This is a genomic window from Falsiroseomonas sp. HW251, assembly GCF_050563545.1.
GTDB lineage: Bacteria > Pseudomonadota > Alphaproteobacteria > Acetobacterales > Acetobacteraceae > Falsiroseomonas.
In genome coordinates this window covers 195,385-213,736 of record NZ_JBNXUM010000004.1, presented here as the reverse complement: position 1 = coordinate 213,736, position 18,352 = coordinate 195,385, and the positions used below count along the sequence as shown (strand labels likewise).

Annotated in this window: 19 protein-coding genes and 1 tRNA gene; 12 read left to right on the top strand and 8 right to left on the bottom strand. The window is 71.2% G+C overall.

Features of this window, described 5'->3' with window-relative positions; genetic code table 11:
* The first annotated feature begins 31 nt into the window (after positions 1-31).
* From ACLF3M_RS06480 to ACLF3M_RS06470, 3 genes are all read left to right on the top strand, one after another.
* Positions 32-991: an ABC transporter permease gene (locus ACLF3M_RS06480; protein ID WP_430656048.1), complete on the top strand. Its 960-nt coding sequence runs from the start codon at positions 32-34 to the stop codon at positions 989-991.
* A gap of 11 nt (positions 992-1,002) precedes the next feature.
* Positions 1,003-1,947 carry a sugar ABC transporter substrate-binding protein gene (locus ACLF3M_RS06475; protein WP_430656047.1) on the top strand — a complete coding sequence of 315 codons (945 nt, stop codon included), beginning with the start codon at positions 1,003-1,005 and terminating at the stop codon, positions 1,945-1,947.
* A 98-nt stretch (positions 1,948-2,045) separates the two neighbouring features.
* Positions 2,046-2,768, top strand: coding sequence for an ATP-binding cassette domain-containing protein (locus tag ACLF3M_RS06470; RefSeq protein WP_430656046.1), 723 nt, complete (start codon positions 2,046-2,048; stop codon positions 2,766-2,768).
* On the opposite strand, the gene ACLF3M_RS06465 is transcribed toward ACLF3M_RS06470, so the two are convergent.
* Positions 2,769-3,488, bottom strand: coding sequence for a phosphatase PAP2 family protein (locus ACLF3M_RS06465; RefSeq protein ID WP_430656045.1), 720 nt, complete (start codon positions 3,486-3,488; stop codon positions 2,769-2,771).
* 25 nt (positions 3,489-3,513) lie between these two features.
* A tRNA-Val gene (locus tag ACLF3M_RS06460) sits at positions 3,514-3,588 on the bottom strand.
* Between the two features lie 87 nt (positions 3,589-3,675).
* On the opposite strand from ACLF3M_RS06460, the gene ACLF3M_RS06455 reads away from it, so the two are divergent.
* Entirely contained in the window at positions 3,676-4,491 is an 816-nt protein-coding gene (locus ACLF3M_RS06455; RefSeq protein WP_430656044.1) for a DUF3108 domain-containing protein, read from the top strand.
* Here the strand turns inward: ACLF3M_RS06455 and gph are convergent.
* A complete protein-coding gene (gph, locus tag ACLF3M_RS06450; protein WP_430656043.1) occupies positions 4,450-5,106 on the bottom strand; it encodes a phosphoglycolate phosphatase in 657 nt (218 codons plus the stop codon). The genes ACLF3M_RS06455 and gph overlap by 42 nt on opposite strands.
* An 82-nt stretch (positions 5,107-5,188) precedes the next feature.
* Between gph and glmU the strand changes: the two genes are divergently transcribed.
* Positions 5,189-6,487 (top strand): bifunctional UDP-N-acetylglucosamine diphosphorylase/glucosamine-1-phosphate N-acetyltransferase GlmU, encoded by a 1,299-nt coding sequence (glmU, locus tag ACLF3M_RS06445; RefSeq protein ID WP_430656042.1) that lies wholly within the window; start codon positions 5,189-5,191, stop codon positions 6,485-6,487.
* Positions 6,488-6,570: 83 nt separating this feature from the next.
* Here the strand turns inward: glmU and ACLF3M_RS06440 are convergent, their stop codons facing one another.
* Positions 6,571-7,515, bottom strand: coding sequence for a tripartite tricarboxylate transporter substrate binding protein (locus ACLF3M_RS06440; protein ID WP_430656041.1), 945 nt, complete (start codon positions 7,513-7,515; stop codon positions 6,571-6,573).
* 5 nt (positions 7,516-7,520) lie between these two features.
* Positions 7,521-8,309: a cyclase family protein gene (locus ACLF3M_RS06435; protein ID WP_430656040.1), complete on the bottom strand. Its 789-nt coding sequence runs from the start codon at positions 8,307-8,309 to the stop codon at positions 7,521-7,523.
* A gap of 127 nt (positions 8,310-8,436) precedes the next feature.
* Between ACLF3M_RS06435 and ACLF3M_RS06430 the strand changes: the two genes are divergently transcribed.
* Both ACLF3M_RS06430 and ACLF3M_RS06425 read left to right on the top strand, forming a co-directional pair.
* Positions 8,437-9,915, top strand: coding sequence for an NAD-dependent succinate-semialdehyde dehydrogenase (locus ACLF3M_RS06430; RefSeq protein ID WP_430656039.1), 1,479 nt, complete (start codon positions 8,437-8,439; stop codon positions 9,913-9,915).
* A complete protein-coding gene (locus ACLF3M_RS06425; protein ID WP_430656038.1) occupies positions 9,912-10,358 on the top strand; it encodes a MaoC family dehydratase in 447 nt (148 codons plus the stop codon). The genes ACLF3M_RS06430 and ACLF3M_RS06425 overlap by 4 nt, the downstream gene beginning before the upstream one ends.
* A gap of 153 nt (positions 10,359-10,511) precedes the next feature.
* On the opposite strand, the gene ACLF3M_RS06420 is transcribed toward ACLF3M_RS06425, so the two are convergent.
* A complete protein-coding gene (locus ACLF3M_RS06420; protein ID WP_430656037.1) occupies positions 10,512-11,135 on the bottom strand; it encodes a glutathione S-transferase family protein in 624 nt (207 codons plus the stop codon).
* Between the two features lie 55 nt (positions 11,136-11,190).
* Here ACLF3M_RS06420 and gorA point away from each other — a divergent pair, with 55 nt between their 5' ends.
* The 3 genes from gorA (at position 11,191) to ACLF3M_RS06405 (ending at position 15,405) form a co-directional block, all read left to right on the top strand.
* Entirely contained in the window at positions 11,191-12,549 is a 1,359-nt protein-coding gene (gorA, locus tag ACLF3M_RS06415) for a glutathione-disulfide reductase (protein ID WP_430656036.1), read from the top strand.
* A 298-nt stretch (positions 12,550-12,847) separates the two neighbouring features.
* Positions 12,848-14,227 (top strand): class II 3-deoxy-7-phosphoheptulonate synthase, encoded by a 1,380-nt coding sequence (locus tag ACLF3M_RS06410; RefSeq protein WP_430656035.1) that lies wholly within the window; start codon positions 12,848-12,850, stop codon positions 14,225-14,227.
* The gene (locus ACLF3M_RS06405) at positions 14,224-15,405 is read left to right on the top strand and encodes a nicotinate phosphoribosyltransferase (protein WP_430656034.1); all 1,182 of its coding nucleotides are present in this window, start codon (positions 14,224-14,226) and stop codon (positions 15,403-15,405) included. The genes ACLF3M_RS06410 and ACLF3M_RS06405 overlap by 4 nt, the downstream gene beginning before the upstream one ends.
* A 13-nt stretch (positions 15,406-15,418) precedes the next feature.
* On the opposite strand, the gene ACLF3M_RS06400 is transcribed toward ACLF3M_RS06405, so the two are convergent.
* Positions 15,419-16,441 carry a 2OG-Fe(II) oxygenase family protein gene (locus tag ACLF3M_RS06400; RefSeq protein ID WP_430656033.1) on the bottom strand — a complete coding sequence of 341 codons (1,023 nt, stop codon included), beginning with the start codon at positions 16,439-16,441 and terminating at the stop codon, positions 15,419-15,421.
* 41 nt (positions 16,442-16,482) lie between these two features.
* Here ACLF3M_RS06400 and ACLF3M_RS06395 point away from each other — a divergent pair, with 41 nt between their 5' ends.
* Together ACLF3M_RS06395 and ACLF3M_RS06390 are read left to right on the top strand one after the other, a co-directional pair.
* Positions 16,483-17,391 carry a DMT family transporter gene (locus ACLF3M_RS06395; protein WP_430656032.1) on the top strand — a complete coding sequence of 303 codons (909 nt, stop codon included), beginning with the start codon at positions 16,483-16,485 and terminating at the stop codon, positions 17,389-17,391.
* 31 nt (positions 17,392-17,422) lie between these two features.
* A complete protein-coding gene (locus tag ACLF3M_RS06390) occupies positions 17,423-17,818 on the top strand; it encodes a hypothetical protein (RefSeq protein WP_430656031.1) in 396 nt (131 codons plus the stop codon).
* Positions 17,819-17,936: 118 nt separating this feature from the next.
* On the opposite strand, the gene ACLF3M_RS06385 is transcribed toward ACLF3M_RS06390, so the two are convergent.
* A complete protein-coding gene (locus ACLF3M_RS06385) occupies positions 17,937-18,290 on the bottom strand; it encodes a hypothetical protein (RefSeq protein WP_430656030.1) in 354 nt (117 codons plus the stop codon).
* Between the last annotated feature and the right edge of the window lie 62 nt (positions 18,291-18,352).

The following is an 18,352-nucleotide window of genomic DNA, read 5'->3' as shown; positions in this document are numbered from 1 at the left end:
AGCGCGCGCGCGGGGCGGCGAGGATGCGGCCATGCGGGGGATCGTCGCGCGCTACGGAACGGCATTGGCGGGACTCGCGCTCTTCGCGGGCTTCGCGCTGACGGCGCCGGTCTTCCTGACCGCCGAGAACATCGCGCTGATCCTGAAGGAGACGGCGTTCCTCGGCATCCTCGCGATCGGCTTCACGCTCGCGCTGGTGACCGCCGAGATCGACCTGTCGGTGGCCGAGGTGGCGTCCCTGGCGGCCGTGGTGACCGGTGCGCTGGTGCATGGCGGCACGGCGCCCTGGATCGCGGTCTGCGCGGGGCTCGGCACCGGCATCGTCGCCGGCGCCGCGAACGGGATCGCAGTGACGGTGCTGAAGGTGCCCTCGCTGATCGCGACGCTCGGCGTCGCCGCGATCGCCAAGGGGCTCGGCTTCATGATGACGCAGGGCGTCGCCTTCGTCGGGCGCTGGCCGGTGTCCTTCACGGGCATTGCGCGCGGAACGACCTTCGGCCTGCCGAACCTGGTGCTGTGGCTGGCCGGCACGGCCTTCGCGGCCTGGCTGCTGGTGAAGTGGACCAGGCTCGGCGCGCACCTCGTCGCGACGGGCGAGGCGGACGAGGCGGCGCGGCTCGCCGGCATCCCGACTCTGCGGATGAAGCGCATCGCGCTGACGCTGGCCGGCGCCTGTGCGGGGCTGACGGCGGTGCTGCTGGCGGCATCGCTGTCATCCGCCGCGCCGGGGATGGCGAACGACCATTTCCTCTATGCGATCGCGGCCGTGCTGCTCGGGATGAGCATGTTCGAGCCGGGGCGGCCCAACATCCCGGGCACGCTCTTCGCGGCCTTCACGCTCAAGGTGCTGGGCAACGGACTGGTGCTGCTCGGTGCGGAATACTACTGGCAGGACATCGTGCTGGGCGCGATCATCCTGGCCTCGGTCGCGGTCTCCGCCACGGGGACAGGCCGCGCGCCCTTCGTGAAGAAGCTGAATTTCCGCAGGTGAGGAGTACAAGGATGATCACCCGACGCAACACGGTGCTGGCCGGCGCGGCACTGGCCGCGGTGGCCACGCCGGCCCTGGCGCAACCCGTCGAGATCGCGATCGTCGGCTTCCAGATGAGCAGCGAGACGCATGCGCGCGCCGCCAACGCCGCCGCCGCCGCCGCGCGCCAGCGCGGCTGGACGGCGAACGTGCTGAACAGCGACGGGTCCCTCCCGCGCCATGCCGAGCAGCTCGACGCGCTGGTCCAGCGGCGTCCGCGCGCCATCATCGCCTGCATGTCGCGCCCGGTGGAGGCGGAAGCGCAGTACCAGCGCGCCAAGGCCGCGGGCATTCCCGTGGTCACCATCATGTCGGGCGCGTCCACCCACAACCTCTTCGACATCCAGGTCAACGAATACAAGGTCGGCGCGGATGCCGCGCTGTGGCTGCTCGGCGAGCTCGGCTACCAGGGCAACATCCTGACCCAGCGCTTCGAGGGCAATGTCGGAACGCGCATCCGCGGCAAGGTGCTGGACGTCGTGCTCAGCGAGAACACCGGCGTGCGCGTTCTCGGCACCCACACCATGGCGCGCACCCAGTCCTGGCGCGACGACGTCCGTCAGGGCTTCCAGGCGCTGCTGCTGCGCCACGCCGCGCAGACGCAGGGCATCTGGGCGAGCTTCGACGGCCAGGCCTTCGTCATCGACGACCTCCTGAAGGCGCGCGGTGTGCGTAAGGGGCAGATCAAGTTCGTCTCGATCGACGGCGGTGCCGAGACCTATGCCCGCATCGCCGACCCCGACAGCACGCTGATGGCGACCGTCACCATCCCCTTCGAGGAGATGGGCGTGAAGGCGGTGGATGCGGTGGACCAGATCGTGCTGAAGGGCGTGCCGAAGGAGACGATCACGACCGGGCCGTATCTCTTCATGGATGCGATGCTGGTGGATGGGAACAACGTCAGGCGGTTCATGTGACGAAGCGGCCCCCTGCCAACCCTCCCGCGCAACTGCCGGGGAGGGCTCCTGCACGCTCCCCCGCAGTTGCGGGGGAGGGATGGGGAGGGGGCAAGGCGGTGCTGCGGCTGCGGGGCGTCGCCATGGCCTACGGCGCCGTGCAGGCGCTGCGGGGCGTGGATGTGGACGTCAACGCCGGCGAGGTGCTCGCGCTCTGCGGCGACAACGGGGCGGGGAAGTCGTCGCTGGTGAAGATCCTGGCCGGCGCGCAGATGCCGACCTCCGGCACGATCGAACTGGATGGCGCGCCCGTCGCCTTCCGCAGCCCGCAGGACGCGCTGCGGCGCGGGGTCGCGACGATCTACCAGGACCTCGCCGTCGCGCCGCGGCTGTCGATCTGGCAGAACGTGTTCCTCGGTTCCGAACTCACCACGCGGCTCGGGCTGCTGGACAAGCACGCGATGGCGGAAGCCAGCCGCGCATTCCTCGCGCGGCTCGCGGTCTCGATCGCGGACATGGACACCCCGGTGGAATCGCTTTCCGGCGGGCAGCGCCAAGCCGTCGCGATCTGCCGCGCGCTGCGCTGGGATGCGCGCATCATCATCATGGACGAGCCGACCGCCGCGCTCGGCGTAAAGGAGACGGCGCAGGTGCTGGACCTGATCCGCCGCCTGCATGGCGAAGGGCGCACGGTGATCCTGGTCAGCCACGCCATGCAGGACGTCGTCGCGGTGGCCGATCGCGTCGTCATCCTGAAGGCCGGCCGCAAGGTTCACGACCGGCCCCTTGCCGGCCTCTCGCCCGGCGATCTCGCGGCGCTGATCATGCGGGAGGCCGCCTGATCACTGGCCTGCGTGGTCCGTCTCGACCGCACCGCGGCGCTGCAGCCAACGCGCGACCAGCCAGCATCCCAGCGCCCAGGCCGCGCCGAGGCACCAGCCCGCCAGCACGTCGGTCGGCCAATGCACGCCGAGATAGACGCGGCTGACCCCGACCAGCAGCGTCAGGAAGACCGCGCAGGACAGGATGAAGGCCTTGTCGCGCCGTCGCGGCTCCACCCGCGCGAGCAGCACGCCGAGCGTCAGGTAGACCACCGCCGACATCATGGCGTGCCCGCTCGGGAAGCTCGCCGTCATCACGATGGAGCCATGCGGCACCAGGTCGGGCCGCGCGCGGTCGAAGGCGGCCTTCAGCAGGTTGCTCGCCACCATGCCGCCCAGCACCGAGGCCAGCAGCAACCCCGCCGCGCCCCACAGGGCGCGTAGCGCCATGAAGGCCAGCACGCCGATGGTCAGCAGCGTCAGCACCGCGATGCCGCCCAACGCCGTCATGTCGCGCCCGACCTCCCGCAGCCAGGACGGGCCAAGCGGATCGGCGGGGTTCGCGGGGTCGCGCAGCGCCAGCAGCAGGGCGCGGTCGAAGGCGAGCGTCTCGCCCTCCATCACCTCGCCCGCCAGCGCGACGAAGCCCCAGAGCGCGCCGGCGACGAGCAGCACGGCCAGCACGACGCGCAGTTCCAGCCGCTCGCCGGCGCGGGCGATCGCTTCGCGGGCCGAGATCATGGCAGCCACATGGGGAACCCGGGGATGGTGGGCGCGGTAGGGATTGAACCTACGACCCCCGCCGTGTGAAGGCGATGCTCTCCCGCTGAGCTACGCGCCCATCCCTCGGGACGCGCTGGATAGGGGGGGCGGCGGGCGGGTGTCAAGCCGGGCTTGCCCCCGCGCAAGCGGCGCCGATATGGGGGGGATGCGCGCCCTGATCGCCGCCCTGCTGCTGCTGCCTGGCCCGGCCCTGGCCGAGGCCATGCGCGCGACCTACGAGGTCCAGGCCGCGGGCATGGTGGTGATGGAGCTCGAGGCCGAGATCGAGACCAGCGGGGACCGCTACCGCGTCGAGACGCGGCTGCGCACGCGCGGCCTGGCGACGCTGGTCGCCTCGGGCGAGCAGGTCACGCGCGCCGACGGTGCCTTCGCCGGCGGCGCGGCGCGGCCGAGCGGCTTCACCTCGGAAGGCGTCTGGCGCGGGCGCATGCGGCGCATCGCGCTGGCATGGCAGGGGTTGGTGCCCCGCGTCGTGGAGCTGACGCCACCCGAGACCGATGAGCGCGAGCCGATCCCGGAGCCGCTGCGGCACGGGACGATGGACGTCCTGTCCTTCGCCCTGACGGTTGGCCGCCAGGCCGCGCAGGGCGGCTGCGGGACGGAGGCGTCGGTCTATGACGGGCGACGGCTGACGGCCTACCGGGCCAGCGGCACCAGCCGCGACCGCATTCCGCCCTGGGGCGGCGCCTGGCAGGGCGAGGCGATGCGTTGCGAGGTGGTCGGCCGCATCGTCGGCGGCTTCCGCCACGACATGGACCGCGTCCGCGCGGCGGAGCCGCAGCGCGCGACCGCCTGGATGGCCGCGCCCTATGCTGGGGCGCCGGTCGTGCCGGTGCGGATGGACATCCCGACGCGCTGGTTCGGGACCGCCAATGCCGTGCTGCTGAAGGCCGAGCCGGTGCTGCCCCGGCGCGCGGAATCAGGACAGCCGGTCGAGCGCCGCACCGAGCTCCGCCGCTAGGCCGGCCGGCGTCGCCACCACGGGCGCGCCCTCGGCCATGTGCAGCGGGCCGTAGCCCCAGCCCACGAAGACGCAGGGAATGCCGGCGCCGCGGGCCGCCATGACGTCGTTGCGGTGGTCGCCGACCATGACCGAGCCCTGCGGCATGGCGCCGGCGGCGGCGATGGTTTCCAGCAGATGGCGCGGATCGGGCTTGCGGACGGGGAAGCTGTCGCCGCCGCCGAGTGCGGCCAGGCCGTCCAGCAGGCCGAGCGCGCCGAGGAGCTCCCGCGCCGCCGCCTCGGGCTTGTTGGTGCAGACGGCGAGGCGCCAGCCCTGGCCGCGCAGCGCGTCCAGCGCCTGGCCGATGCCGTCGAAGAGTCGGGTGAGGGTGGCGGCGTTCGCCGTGTAGTCCGCGGTGAAGGCGTCGAGGGCGGCGGGATCGAAGGCCTGGCCGCGGGCGGCCAGAGCCCGTTCGACCAGCGCCCTCACCCCGTCGCCGATCATGCCGATGACCTCGGCGCGGCCGAAGGGCGCCAAGCCGCGGGCAGCGGCCAGGCGGTCGAGCGCGGCATGGATGTCCGGCGCGCTGTCCACCAGCGTCCCGTCGAGGTCGAAGACGGCAAGCCTTGTCATGACGCAGGCGTTAGGACGGCCCCGATCGCGAGGCAATCCTTCCGGCTTGCGGGGCTGGGGCGCGCGGATTACGCGTCGAGGGATGAACGCCGCCGCCATTCTCCTCGCAGCCGGGCAGGGGACGCGCATGCGCTCCGCCCTGCCCAAGACGATGCACCCGATCGCGGGGCGGCCGATGATCCGCCACCTTCTGTCGAGCGTGGAGCAGGTGTTCGAGCGCGCGGTGGTCGTGGTCGGCCCGGGCATGACGATGCTCGAGAAGGCGGCCGCGCCGCATCCGACGGTGGTGCAGGAACGGCGGCTCGGCACCGGGCACGCCGCGCTGCAGGCCGAGCCGGCGCTCGCGGGCCATGCGGGTGACGTGGCGGTGCTCTATGCCGACAATCCGCTGATCTCGGCGGAGACGCTGCGGCGGCTGCGGGCCGCCCGTGCGCGCGCCGGGCTGGTGCTGCTGGCGATGCGGCCCGCCGATCCCGCGCAATACGGGCGGGTGATCACGGATCGCCGGGGATTGGTGCAGCGCATCGTGGAGTTCGCCGACGCGACCGAGGCGGAGCGCGCGGTCGGGTTGTGCAATGCCGGCGTCGTCTGCGCCGCGGCCGACGACCTGTTCCGCTGGCTGAAGGCCGTCCGGAACGACAACCGCCAGGGCGAATACTACCTGACGGACGTCGTCGCGCTCGCCGCCGCCGAGGGTGCGCGCGTCGAAGCGGTGGAAGCGCCGGAGGCGGAGCTGCGCGGCATCAATTCCCGCGCCGAGCTCGCCGAGGCCGAGGCCGAGGTGCAGCGCCGCCTGCGCCGCGCGGCGATGGACAATGGTGCCACGCTGATCCAGCCGGAGAGCGTGATCCTCAGTCACGACACCGCGCTCGGCCGCGACGTGACGGTCGGCCCCAATGTCGTCTTCGCGCCCGGCGTGACGGTGGAGGACGAGGTCGAGATCCGCGCCTTCAGCCATCTGGAAGGCTGCGTGGTGAAGCGCGGCGCGATCATAGGCCCCTTCGCGCGGCTGCGGCCGGGCACGGTGATCGAGCGCAACGCCCATGTCGGCAATTTCGTGGAGCTGAAGGCCGCCGTGCTGGGCGAGGGCGCGAAGGCGAACCACCTGACCTATCTCGGCGATGCCGAGATCGGCGCGGGGGCGAACATCGGCGCCGGGACGATCACCTGCAACTACGACGGGGTGAACAAGCACCGCACCGTGATCGGGGAAGGCGCCTTCATCGGGTCGGACACGGCGCTGGTGGCACCGGTGAAGGTCGGCGCGCGCGCGATCACCGGCGCGGGCAGCGTGATCACGGCGGAGGTGCCGGACGATGCGCTGGCGATCGCGCGCGGGCGGCAGGTGAACCTGGCGGGGCGGGGGTTCAAGGGGAAGTAGCGCTCACCCCCACCCGCCTCGCTGCGCTCGGCACCCTCCCCCGCAAGCGGGAGAGGGCTGGGGTGGGGGGCCGCGCTCTCTCGCTATTCCGGCTGCACCCCCAAGTCCCGCAGCACCTTCCCCGTCGCCTCGTATTCGTCGTTCAGCCGGCGCTGCAGCTCCGCGCGCCCGCGAAAATCCGGGACCACGCCCCAGTTGTCGGCGACCCGGCGAAAGCTCTCGGTCTGCATGGCGGTGCGGCAGGCCGCCTCCAGCCGATCCAGCACGGCATCCGGCGTGCCGCGCGTGGCGAAGAGCGCGGCGTAGCTCGGCTGCAGCGCGTCGATGCCCTGCTCGCGCGCGGTCGGCACGTCGGGGAAGGCGGGATGGCGCGTGTCGGAGAAGACGCCGACCAGACGCATCTGTCCCGCGCGCGCCATCGGCACGCCGGAGGCCACCACGATCGCGGAGAAGTCGAGCCGCCCGGCCAGCGTCTCCGTCAGGCTCGCGGCGTCGCCGCGGAACGGGATATGCGTGTACTCTCCGCCCGCGGCGACCTGCATGCGGTGCACGCCGAGGAAGGGCGCGGAGTTCGGGCCGGGTGAACCGTAGGACAGGTTCCGCCGCTTCGCCTCCGCCACCAGGTCGTTCAGCGTGCGGATCGGGCTGTCCGCGCGCACCATCACGCCGAGGATGTTCTGCGTGACATTGCAGACCGGCGCGACGGCATCGGGCCCGAGCTCGGTGTTGCGCTGCAGATGCGGCATGAAGGCGAGCGGCACCAGCGGCGAATAGGCCAGCGTGTGGCCATCCGGCGCCGCGGCCGTCAGCGCGCGCATCCCCACGGTGCCGGACGCGCCATCGCGGCTGGTGACGACGACGGGCTGGCCGAGCTCGGCCTGGAAGGCCTCGGCCAGCGCGCGGGCGCCGGCATCGGTGGAACTGCCGGTCGCATAGGGGTTGATGATGGTGAGGGGCCTGTCGGGCCAGGCGAAAGCAGGCGCCGCGATCAGGCTCAGCGCGGCGGCGAGGGCGACACGGCGGATCATCCGCATCACTCCTCGATGATCGCGACGGCGCGCGTCCAGCCCGCGGAGCCGCGATGCACCTTCACGGGGAAGCAGGCCACCATGAAGCCGTCGGCGGGCAGGGATTCCAGGTTAGACAGTTTCTCCAGGTGGCAGTAGCCGATCTCGCGCCCCGCGCGATGGCCTTCCCAGATCAGCGAGGCGTCGCCGCCCTGCTCGATCCGGCGCTTCGTGTGGCTGAAGGGGGCGTCCCAGGACCAGCCATCGGTGCCGGTCAGCCGCACGCCGCGTTCCAGCAGCCAGAGCGTCGCGGCCTTGCCCATGCCGCAGCCGGCGTCGATGAAGTCGGCCTCGCCGTAGCGGCTGGCCGCGCGGGTGTTCACCAGCACGATCTCGAGCGGCTTGAGCTCATGCCCGATGCGCTTCAGCTCGGCTTCCACATCAGGGGGCTGGACGATGTAGCCGTCCTCGAAATGGCGGAAGTCGAGCTTCACGGCGGGCTGGAAGCACCAATCGAGCGGCACCTCGTCGATGCGCCAGGACGGCTCCCCGCCTGGGACGGTGCGTTCGTTCATGCGGGAGAAGAAGTGATACGGCGCGTCGAGATGCGTGCCGTTGTGCGTGCTGATGCGTACGTTCTCGACCGCCGCGTATTCGCCTTCCGGCAGCTGGTCCAGGCTGACGCCGAAATAGGCGGCGACCGACGGCGCGGATTGCTTGTGCGTGACGTAGTCGATCTGCGGCAGCATGTGCGGCGGGTCGGAGGCGATGCCGGCCTTCAGCGCCACGCTGATATCGACGATGCGACGCGCCATGGCCGCTTCCTTTCCCGAATGTTGCGCGGGACGCTAGGCAGCGTGCCCGGACGGGTCAATCGGCGAGGCTGACATGGGCACCCCGCGCGCCTATCTTCCGGCCCAACCCAAGGGAAGGAAGCCTGCCATGCTCGACGCCACGGCCAAGCTGCCGCTGAAGGACCCCGACCTGTTCCGCCAGGCCAACCTGGTCGGCGGCAAGTGGATCAATGCCGCGAGCGGCAAGACGCTGACGGTGAAGAACCCCGCGACCGGCGAGGCGGTGGGCACGGTGCCCTCGCTCTCGGCCGCCGAGACCCGCGCCGCGATCGAGGCCGCGCATGCCGCGCAACCCGCCTGGCGCGCCATGCTGGCGAAGGAACGCAGCGCGCTGATCCGCAAGCTGAACGACCTGATGCTGGCCAATGCCGACGACCTCGCCGTCATCATGACGGCCGAGCAGGGCAAGCCGCTGGCGGAGAGCAAGGGCGAGATCGTCTATGCCGCGAGCTTCCTCGAATGGTTCGCGGAAGAGGGCAAGCGCGTCTATGGCGACACCATCCCGCAGAACATCAAGGGCCGCCGGATCCTGGTGACGAAGGAGCCGGTCGGCGTCTTCACCGCCATCACGCCCTGGAACTTCCCTGCCGCGATGATCACGCGGAAGCTCGGGCCGGGCTGGGCCGCGGGCTGCACCGGCGTGGTGCGGCCGGCGTCGCAGACGCCCTTCTCGGCGCTGGCGATCGGCGTGCTGGCGGAACGCGCGGGCTTCCCGGCCGGCGTCTGCAACGTCGTCACCGGCGCCTCGGGCGAGATGAGCGACGAGCTCACGCAGAACCCGCTCGTGCGCAAGGTGACCTTCACGGGGTCCACGGAAGTCGGTCGCATCCTGATGCAGAAGGCGGCCGGCACGATCAAGCGGACGAGCATGGAGCTCGGCGGCAACGCGCCCTTCATCGTCTTCGACGACGCAGACCTCGATGCGGCGGTGCAGGGCGCGATGGCGTCGAAGTACCGCAATGCCGGCCAGACCTGCGTCTGCGCGAACCGCATCCTGGTGCATGAAGGCGTCTACGACGCGTTCAGCGTGAAGTTGAAGGCGGCGGTGGAGGCGATGAAGGTCGGCAACGGCATGGAGCCCGGCGTCGTCATCGGGCCGCTGATCAACCCCGACGGCGTGAAGAAGGCCGAGGAGCATGTCGCGGACGCGCTGGCCAAGGGTGCCAAGGTCCTGACCGGCGGCAAGCGTCACGAGAGGGGCGGCAATTTCTTCACGCCGACGATCCTCGTCGACGTCCCGCGCGAGGCGATCATCTTCAACGAGGAGACCTTCGCGCCCGTCGCGCCTCTGTTCAAGTTCCGGACCGAGGAGGAGGCGGTGAAGCTCGCCAACGACACACCGTTTGGGCTGGCCGCGTATTTCTACACGAAGGACCTCGGCCGCGCGTTCCGCGTCAGCGAGGCGCTGGAATACGGCATGGTCGGCGTGAACGAGGGGCTGATCTCGACCGAGGTCGCGCCCTTCGGCGGCATGAAGCAGTCCGGCGTCGGGCGCGAGGGTTCGTACTACGGCATCGAGGAGTATCTCGAGGTGAAGTACGTGGCGGTCGGCGGCATCGGGACGTGACGATCTGGCTCGATGACCTGACCCCGGGCCGGCGCTTCACCGCCGGCCCGGTGGAGGTGACGGAAGACGCGATCAGGCGCTTCGCCGCCGAGTACGACCCGCAGCCCTTCCACCTCGATGCGGCGGCGGCGGAGGCGCATCCGATCTTCCAGGGCCTGGCGGCGAGTGGCTGGCAGACCGCGGCGCTGACCATGAAGCTCGTCGTGCAGGCCATGGGCGAGCTCGGCTGGGGCGTGATCGGCACGCAGGGCGACCTGCAATGGCCGCGCCCGACACGGCCGGGCGACCTGCTGACGCTGGTCTCGGAGGTGCTGGAGGTCACGCCAAGCAAGAGCCGGCCGGACCGCGGGATGGTGCTGTTCCGCAACGCGACGCTGAACCAGCGCGGCGAGGAGGTGCAGGTCTTCACGGTGCGCGTGCTGGTGCCGCGGAAGATGGAGTAGGGGCGCCGATTGAACCCTCTCCACCCGCAGGGGGGAGAGGGCAGGGTGAGGGGGGCATGCAAGATCAGGAGCGGCTTCACCGCTTTGCGCGTCCCCCTCACCCACCGTCCGCAGCCTTTGACGTGGAACGCCCCATGAGTGGGGGAGAAGGCTTCAGGGCACGCCGTTCGCGCAGTGCTCCCGGAATCCGGGTCGGTCCTGCATCCGCGCCATCCACGCCTCCACCGCCGGCAGCGCGGCATGCGCGATCGGCGTCATGCGCCAGCGGTTTGCGGACAGGCCCAGCACGATGTCGGCGAGCGTGAAGCCGTCTCCCGCGACGAACGCCCCCGTCGCCGCCAGGCGGGCGTCCAACACCCGCATCCGCGCGTTCCACTCCGCCTCGCTCGCCGCGAACACGGCAGGATCGACCGGCTGCTTCCGCACCAGCCCCGTGAAGGCGCCGCGCCAGGCGGCGTTGAGCTCCGTCGCCTGCCAGTCCATCCAGCGCTCGACCTCCGCCCGAGCGCGCGGCGCGGTGGGCAGCAGGTCCGTCCGCCCGTGCTTCGCCGCGAGATAGCGGCAGATCGTGTTGGATTCCGTCAGCGCGCCATGCTCGTCCACGATCACCGGGACCAGCGCGTTGGGGTTCAGCGCCAGGAAGGCCGGGTCGTCCAGCGCGCGGAACCCGCTGCCCCAATCCTCGCGCGCGTAGGGCACCCCGGTCTCGGCGCAGGTCCAGAGCACCTTGCGCACATTGATCGAAGAGGCCTTGCCGAGGACGCGCAACATCGTCATCTGGACTCCCGTTTCGGGGCGCGCAGTCTCCACGCCTCCAGCGCCAGAGGGAAGCATGGCCTACGATTTCGACCTCTTCGTCATCGGCGGCGGGTCCGCCGGCGTGCGCTGCGCGCGCATCGCGGCGGGCCATGGCGCGCGCGTCGGCGTGGCGGAGGAGCGCTTCTGGGGCGGCACCTGCGTCAATGTGGGCTGCGTGCCCAAGAAGATCATGGTCAACGCCGCGGAGTACGGGCTCTGGGCCGGCGACGCCGCCGCCTTCGGCTGGGACATCGAGAATCGCGGGCATGACTGGGCGAAGCTGGCGGCCGCGCGGGACGCGGAGGTCGCGCGGCTCTCGGGCATCTACGACAAGCTGCTGAAGGGCGCGGGGGCCACCAGCTTCAACGCGCGCGCCACCTTCATCGACGCGCATACGCTGCAGGTCGGCGACCAGCGCGTGACGGCGGAGCGGATCGTCATCGCGACCGGCGGCACGGCGCAGCGGCTGGACATCCCGGGTGCCGAGCTCGGCTGCATCTCGGACGACCTCTTCACCATGAAGGCGTTGCCGAAGCGGGTCGCGGTGCTGGGCTCGGGCTACATCGCGGTCGAGTTCGCCTGCCTGCTGCGCGGCCTGGGCGCGGAGGTCGACCTGGTCTATCGCGCGCCCATGCCGCTGCGGGGCTTCGACGAGGACATCCGGACGGCGCTGACGGAGGCGCTGACCGCGCAGGGCATCCGGCTCAATCCCGATGTCTCGCCGACGCGCATCACACGCGCCGATGACGAACTGCTGCTCGGCCTGTCCACCAATTTCGTGCGGGAGGTGGACGCGGTCTTCTTCTGCACGGGCCGGCTGCCGAACACGCAGGGGCTGAACCTCGATGCCGCTGATGTGGCGACGAAGCCGAACGGTGCGGTCGTGGTGGACGAGCACCACGCCACCAGCCAGCCCCACATCTTCGCCATCGGCGACGTCATCGACCGCGTGAACCTGACGCCGATGGCGACCGCGGTCGGGCATGCGCTGGCGGACACGCTGTTCGGCGGCAGGCCCCGCCAGGCGAGCTACGAGAACGTGCCCACCGCCGTCTTCACCTCGCCCCCGATCGGCACGGTCGGGCTGACCGAGGCCGAGGCCGCGAAGCGCGGCAAGGTGGACATCTACCTCACGCGCTTCACGCCGATGCGCCACACCATCAGCAAGCGCGAGGGGCGGAAGACCGTGATGAAGCTGGTGGTGGACCAGGCGAGCCAGAAGATCGTCGGCGCCCACATGCTGGGCGAGGACGCCGCGGAGATCATGCAGGGCATCGGGATCGCGGTGGTGATGGGCGCGACGAAGCAGGATTTCGACCGGACCATCGGGATCCACCCGACGGCGGCGGAGGAGTTTGTGACGCTGAGGACAAGGGCGAGGGAGGCGGGGTAGGGCGCCCCTCCACGTCAGGACTGCCCTTCCCCGCACCTGAATCTCCGTCCCCCGCTCTTCCATTTCCCTCCCCCGCAAGCGGGGGAGGGTCAGGGTGGGGGTGCTTCGTTCAGCGCAGCCTTGATCCTCGGCACCCCCGAGATCCTCGGCACCCCCGACCCCATCCCTCCCCGCTTGCGTGGGAGGGAGCGTCTGCAGCGGGGGAGGGCGATCCACAGACCAGGACACCCCAACCCCGCGGTTTGCCTTCGCTCACCGCCCCGCTATGGTGCCCCTCCTTGACTTGGAGAGTGAGGAAATGCTTGCGCGCGCGTGGAGCCCGGAGTCCTGGCGGGCCATGCCGATCCGTCAGGTGCCCGACTATCCCGACCAGGCCCGGCTGCGGGCCATGGAAGAGAAGGTCGGCCGATTTCCTCCCTTGGTTTTTGCAGGTGAGGCGGATCGGCTGAAGGCGCATCTCGCCAAGGCCGGGGACGGCGGCACCTTCGTGCTGCAAGGCGGCGATTGCGCGGAGAGCTTCGCCGAATTCCACGCCAACACCATCCGCGACACCTACCGCGTCCTGCTGCAGATGGCCGTCGTGCTCACCTTCGGCGCGTCCATGCCCGTGGTGAAGCTCGGCCGCATGGCCGGCCAGTTCGCCAAGCCCCGCAGCAGCGACACCGAGACGCTGGACGGCGTCACGCTGCCCTCCTACCGCGGCGACATCATCAACGGCCCCGACTTCACTGCCGACGCCCGCATCCCCGATCCCTCGCGGATGGAGTTCGCCTATCTCCAATCCGCGGCCACGCTGAACCTGCTGCGCGCCTTCTCGACGGGCGGCTATGCCGACCTGCACGAGGTGCATCGCTGGAACCTCGACTTCGCCGCGCGCAGCCCGCTGGCTGGCCGCTACGAGGACCTGGCCCAGCGCATCGACGAGACGCTGCGCTTCATGGGCGCCTGCGGGATGGCCGAGGCGCCGCAGGTCAGGGAGACCGAGTTCTACACCTCCCACGAGAGCCTGCTGCTGCCCTTCGAGGAGGCGATGACCCGCCAGCCCTCGACGCATCCCGGCAGGCACTATGCGTGCTCGGCGCATTTCCTCTGGATCGGCGACCGCACCCGCCAGCCCGAGGGCGCGCATGTCGAGTTCATGCGCGGCATTGCCAACCCCATCGGCATGAAGGTCGGCCCCAGCATGGAGCCGGACGAGCTGGTGAAGCTGACCGAGATCCTGAACCCGTCCAACGAGAAGGGGCGCCTGACCCTGATCTCGCGCATGGGGGCGGAGAAGGTCGCGGCGAAGCTGCCGCCGCTGCTGCGTGCGGTGAAGGCGGCGGGCCGCAACGTGGTCTGGATCTGCGACCCCATGCATGGCAACGGCGTCAAGGCCGGCGCCTACAAGACCCGCAGCTTCGACGCGATCCTCGGCGAGGTCCGCGGCTTCTTCGACGCCCACGCCGCCGAGGGCACCATTCCCGCCGGCGTGCATGTCGAGATGACCGGGCAGAACGTCACGGAATGCCTCGGCGGCGCGCATCGCCTGGCGGAAGCCGACCTCGCGCGGAACTACGCGACGTTCTGCGACCCCCGGCTGAACGCCGAGCAGTCGCTCGAGCTCGCCTTCCTCATCGCCGAGGAGCTGAAGGCGCGCCGCCCCGGCGCGATGGTGCCGGCGCAGGCCGCGCAATGAGCGGAGAGACCGTGCGCACGGCGGTGGACGACGCGTCCATCGCCGCGCGCACGGACAGCTACTTCAACCGCACCAAGGCCGTCGTGCAGCGCTTCGGCGACTGCCGCGTGACCTATGCGGTGTTCCTCCGGCGCCCCGTGATCTCGACCCCGCGGCTTGCGGTGGACTGGCTGCGCGCCGTCGCCGCCGAGCGCGGCACGACCTTCGACATCGACCTTATGCACGAGGAAGGCGACTGGGTCGGCGCGGGCGATCCGCTTTTCTACGTCTCCGGCAGCTTCATGCGGCTCGTCGATCTGGAGACGATCATGCTGCAGAAGCTGGGTGCTGCCTGCGTCGCCGCGCATAACGCCTACCAGATGTGCTGCGAGCTGCCGAACGTCTCCTTCCTGGCAATGGAGGCGCGCCACTGCGCCGGCCAGGAGATGCAGGAGATGATGGCCTATGCGGCGTCCGTCGGCAGCGCGGCGGCGCGGCGCGAGGGTGCGAAGGGCTTCATCGGCAACGCCAATGACGAAACCGCGCATTGGTTCGGGCCCCCGGGGTCCAAGATGCGCGGGCGCGGCACCATGCCGCATGCGCTGATCGGCTATGCCGGATCGACCGTCCGCGCGGCCGAGATGTTCCACGAGGTCTTTCCCGATGCCGACCTGACTGTCCTCACCGACTACTTCGGTCAGGAGGTCACGGACGGCCTGGAAGTCTGCCGTCGCTTCCCCGACCTCGCCGCCGCGGGGCGGATGGCCGTGCGCCTCGACACCCACGGCGGCCGCTTCCTGGAAGGGCTCGATCCCGCCGAGAGCTACGCCGTGCTGGAACGCCACGCGCCCAACGCCGTGCGCCGCTATCGCAGCGAGACGGAGTTGCGCCACCTCGTCGGCACCGGCGTCTCCGCCGCCGCGATCTGGCGCATGCGCGAAGCCCTGGACGAGGCCGGCTTCCCGAAGGTGCGGATCGTCGCGTCCTCGGGCTTCGGCGTCGGCAAGTGCCGGGTGATGGCGGAGGCGAAGGCGCCGATCGACGTCGTCGGCACCGGCAGCTTCATCCCCGACGCCTGGTCCGAGACCTACGCCACGGCCGACATCGTGGATTACGACGGCCAGGCCCGGGTGAAGGTCGGCCGCGAATTCCTGCTCCGGCACAACGACGATCGCAAGCGCAACGGGCAGGCGGGCTGACGGGACGCCTGGACTATTCGACGCGCACGCCCTGCTGGCCGCGTGCGATCGCCTCGGCCTGGAGCTTGCGCTCCTGCTGCACGCCCTCGGCGTCGGTGAAGAAGGTAAAGACGGCGAAGCGCCTGCCCCGGGTCACCGGCAGCGCCTCGTGCAGCAGGTCGCAGCAGAAGACCGCCGCGCCGCCGGCCATGGGCTCGTAGAGTTCCGGCCCGAACTCCGCGAATCGCAGCTGCCCGCCCTCGTAGTCGCCGGTGTTCAGGTTCAGGCTCATCGCGAAGCGGCGATGCGCGGTGAAGGGCGTGCGGTTGTCGCGATGCGCGCCGAAGGCGCCGGCGACGGCGCCGTCGTAGCAGCCGATGCGCGGCGCCTCGAAACTCGCAGCGCGGAAGCGCCAGGCGCGCCACATCTCCGGCACCACGCGCCGTTCCACCCGCAGGCGGAAGCCTTCGTAGAGCGCGCGGTCGGTCAGCGGCACGTCGGCGCGCCGCTTGAGGGATTTCGTCGCATCCATCCCGGCGGCCGAGGACGCCACGCGGTCCATCATTTTCTCCCCGGCGTTCCAATGCGCGACCAGGGCGGCGATGAAGTCGGGCTCGAGGATGTCGGGCACCATCAGCACCGGCGCGCCGCCGCGGATCACGGGCGGGTCCTCGGCGGGCCCGGGCAGCGTGGCGACCGCGGCCTGCATCGCGCCGTCGCCGGCCTGCGCGAAGGCCAGCCGGCCGCGCGGCGAAATGACCGCCACCCCACCATCGGGAAGGCCGAAGGCGGCGAACAACCGGCGCTCCGGGTCGAAGAGGCGGGTCGGCCCTTCCTTCCGGACGGCGCCGTCGGCCTTCTGCGGCAGCACCAGCAGCACCAGGGCGCCGCGCGCCTCGGCTTCGGCCATCGCGGCGGCAGGCGCGGCGCGGCCGAGCATGAGGATGCGCGGCCGGGCCGCGATGCCCTGCTGCATCACGTCGTAGATCGCGCCCGCGGCATCGGGCAGGGCGATCGGGGGCAGGAGGTCGCTGGGCCGGAAGCTGCTGTCGGACATGGCGGCCATCCTCCCACGGCGATGGCCGGGGGGGAAACAGCGTGGTCAACTCGGCGGTGATGCAGGTCGCCCGCACCCCGGATCAGCGCGAACGCCGGCTCGGCTATGCCTGCGCGATCGCAACGCTCTGCATCTGGGTGGGCTTCCTGCTGTCGGCGCGGCTGTCGCAGAAGCAGGATTTCACGCCCTGGGACATCGCGGGGCTGCGCTATGCCGGCGCCTTCCTCGGCGCGCTCGTGCTCGCCGCTTTCCTGGGTTGGCCGCGGCTGCCGGCGGGCCGGCAGCTCGCAATCGTGCTGACCGCGGGCCTCGGCTTTCCGCTCTTCGCCTATAACGGCTTCGCGCATGCGCCGGCGGCGCATGGGGCGGTGCTGAACGCGGGCATGCTGCCCTTCTACACCGCGGGGCTCGGCCTGCTGCTGCTGGGGGAGCGCTGGACGCGGGCGCGCGGCATCTCGCTCGGCATCGTCGCGGCCGGGATCGTGCTGCTGGCCTTCGACACCTTCGGCGACCATCCCGGCGCCTGGCGCGGCGACCTGATGTTCGCCGCGGGCGGGTTGTGCTGGGCGCTCTACACCGTGCTGGTGCGGCGCTGGCAGGTGCCGGCCATCCCAGCGACGCTGGGGGCGGCGATCTGGGCCGGCCCGCCCTTCCTGCTGGCCTGGTGGCTCTTCCTGCCGTCGAACCTCGGCGCGCTGCCGCTGGGGCCGGTGGTCTTCCAGTTCCTCTACCAGGGCTTCGTCGCGGTGCTGGCGGCGGGGCTGCTCTACACCCAGGCCGTCATGCTGCTGGGGCCCCAGCGCACGACGGCGGTGACCGCCTTCCTGCCGGTGATCGCGGCGCTCGCGGCCTGGCCGCTGCTGGACGAGCCGCTCGGGCTGGCCGGCCTGGCCGGGGTGGCGATCGTCTCGGCGGGGCTGCTGTTGAGCGTGATGCTGCCCGCGCGTTGACCCCGGGCCGGTGCGGGACCAGCTTCCGCCGATGAGCGACGACGCGGACGACCCCATCTTCTCCGAGGCGATCTCGGCCCCGACGGGGCTGGCCGTGCGCATCCTGGACCTGTCGGGGGCCAACGGCTCGGACCCGCTCGAGGTCGTGCGTGGCTTCGTCTCGGTCGAGCACGCCAACGCCTTCGCCCGCCGCTATGTCCGCGACAGCGTCGAGCGCTGCCGCACGGCGGGCATGGCGCCGGACCAGGTGCTGGAGGCCTGGTTCGCCTATGGCGAGGATGCGGAGGTCGCCGGGGCCGGCGACGACGCCTGGAAGAGCGCGACCGAGCTCCACGCCTTCGCTGAGACCCGTCCCGCCGACCCCGAGGACCGCAACTGGCGCGTCCTCGATCCCCGGCGGGAGGAGGACGACGAGGAGGAGGAGTAGCCTAGCCCGCGATCGCTCTGAGTGCGCACGCCGCAGGCGGGCATACGAAGAGCGCGAATCGCCGGGCCGGAGCAAGCTGGACCCGTATTGCCCTGACCACAGTCAGGGCAATACGGGTTTAGCGCGGCACCCAGACCGGCGGGGGTGCCGGCGGCTGGTACCAGTAGCCCCGCGGCGGCGGGGGCGGCGGCGCGTAGTAGTAGGGCTGCGGCGGCGGCGCATAGACAACCGGCGGGGGCGCATAGACCACGGGCGGCGGTGGCGCGTAGTAGCGGGGCTGCGCGACGGCCGAGCCGATCACCAACCCGGCCCCGAGCCCTGCGATGGTGCCGAGCGCCACCCCGGCGCCCGGCGCGTAGTAGCGCGGGGCGGGGCCGTAATAGCCGCGGTTGTACCATTGCGCCTGCGCCGGCAGGGCGGACGCCCCGGCCAGCAGGGCGCCGGCGAGCAGGGCGGTGGCGGTCTTCCTCAAGGGGCCTCTCCTGTATCGGGCCTGACTTGTATCCATACCATCAGACGACCGGATTGCGCCGA

What these genes read in the sequence shown, in the direction of transcription:
- ACLF3M_RS06480 (WP_430656048.1), top strand. Translation starts at nt 32, where the DNA reads ATGCGGGGGATCGTCGCGCGCTACGGAACGGCATTGGCGGGACTCGCG.
- ACLF3M_RS06475 (WP_430656047.1), top strand. Translation starts at nt 1,003, where the DNA reads ATGATCACCCGACGCAACACGGTGCTGGCCGGCGCGGCACTGGCCGCG.
- ACLF3M_RS06465 (WP_430656045.1), bottom strand. Translation starts at nt 3,488, where the DNA reads ATGATCTCGGCCCGCGAAGCGATCGCCCGCGCCGGCGAGCGGCTGGAA.
- ACLF3M_RS06455 (WP_430656044.1), top strand. Translation starts at nt 3,676, where the DNA reads ATGCGCGCCCTGATCGCCGCCCTGCTGCTGCTGCCTGGCCCGGCCCTG.
- gph (WP_430656043.1), bottom strand. Translation starts at nt 5,106, where the DNA reads ATGACAAGGCTTGCCGTCTTCGACCTCGACGGGACGCTGGTGGACAGC.
- glmU (WP_430656042.1), top strand. Translation starts at nt 5,189, where the DNA reads ATGAACGCCGCCGCCATTCTCCTCGCAGCCGGGCAGGGGACGCGCATG.
- ACLF3M_RS06440 (WP_430656041.1), bottom strand. Translation starts at nt 7,515, where the DNA reads ATGATCCGCCGTGTCGCCCTCGCCGCCGCGCTGAGCCTGATCGCGGCG.
- ACLF3M_RS06435 (WP_430656040.1), bottom strand. Translation starts at nt 8,309, where the DNA reads ATGGCGCGTCGCATCGTCGATATCAGCGTGGCGCTGAAGGCCGGCATC.
- ACLF3M_RS06430 (WP_430656039.1), top strand. Translation starts at nt 8,437, where the DNA reads ATGCTCGACGCCACGGCCAAGCTGCCGCTGAAGGACCCCGACCTGTTC.
- ACLF3M_RS06420 (WP_430656037.1), bottom strand. Translation starts at nt 11,135, where the DNA reads ATGACGATGTTGCGCGTCCTCGGCAAGGCCTCTTCGATCAATGTGCGC.
- gorA (WP_430656036.1), top strand. Translation starts at nt 11,191, where the DNA reads ATGGCCTACGATTTCGACCTCTTCGTCATCGGCGGCGGGTCCGCCGGC.
- ACLF3M_RS06410 (WP_430656035.1), top strand. Translation starts at nt 12,848, where the DNA reads ATGCTTGCGCGCGCGTGGAGCCCGGAGTCCTGGCGGGCCATGCCGATC.
- ACLF3M_RS06405 (WP_430656034.1), top strand. Translation starts at nt 14,224, where the DNA reads ATGAGCGGAGAGACCGTGCGCACGGCGGTGGACGACGCGTCCATCGCC.
- ACLF3M_RS06400 (WP_430656033.1), bottom strand. Translation starts at nt 16,441, where the DNA reads ATGTCCGACAGCAGCTTCCGGCCCAGCGACCTCCTGCCCCCGATCGCC.
- ACLF3M_RS06390 (WP_430656031.1), top strand. Translation starts at nt 17,423, where the DNA reads ATGAGCGACGACGCGGACGACCCCATCTTCTCCGAGGCGATCTCGGCC.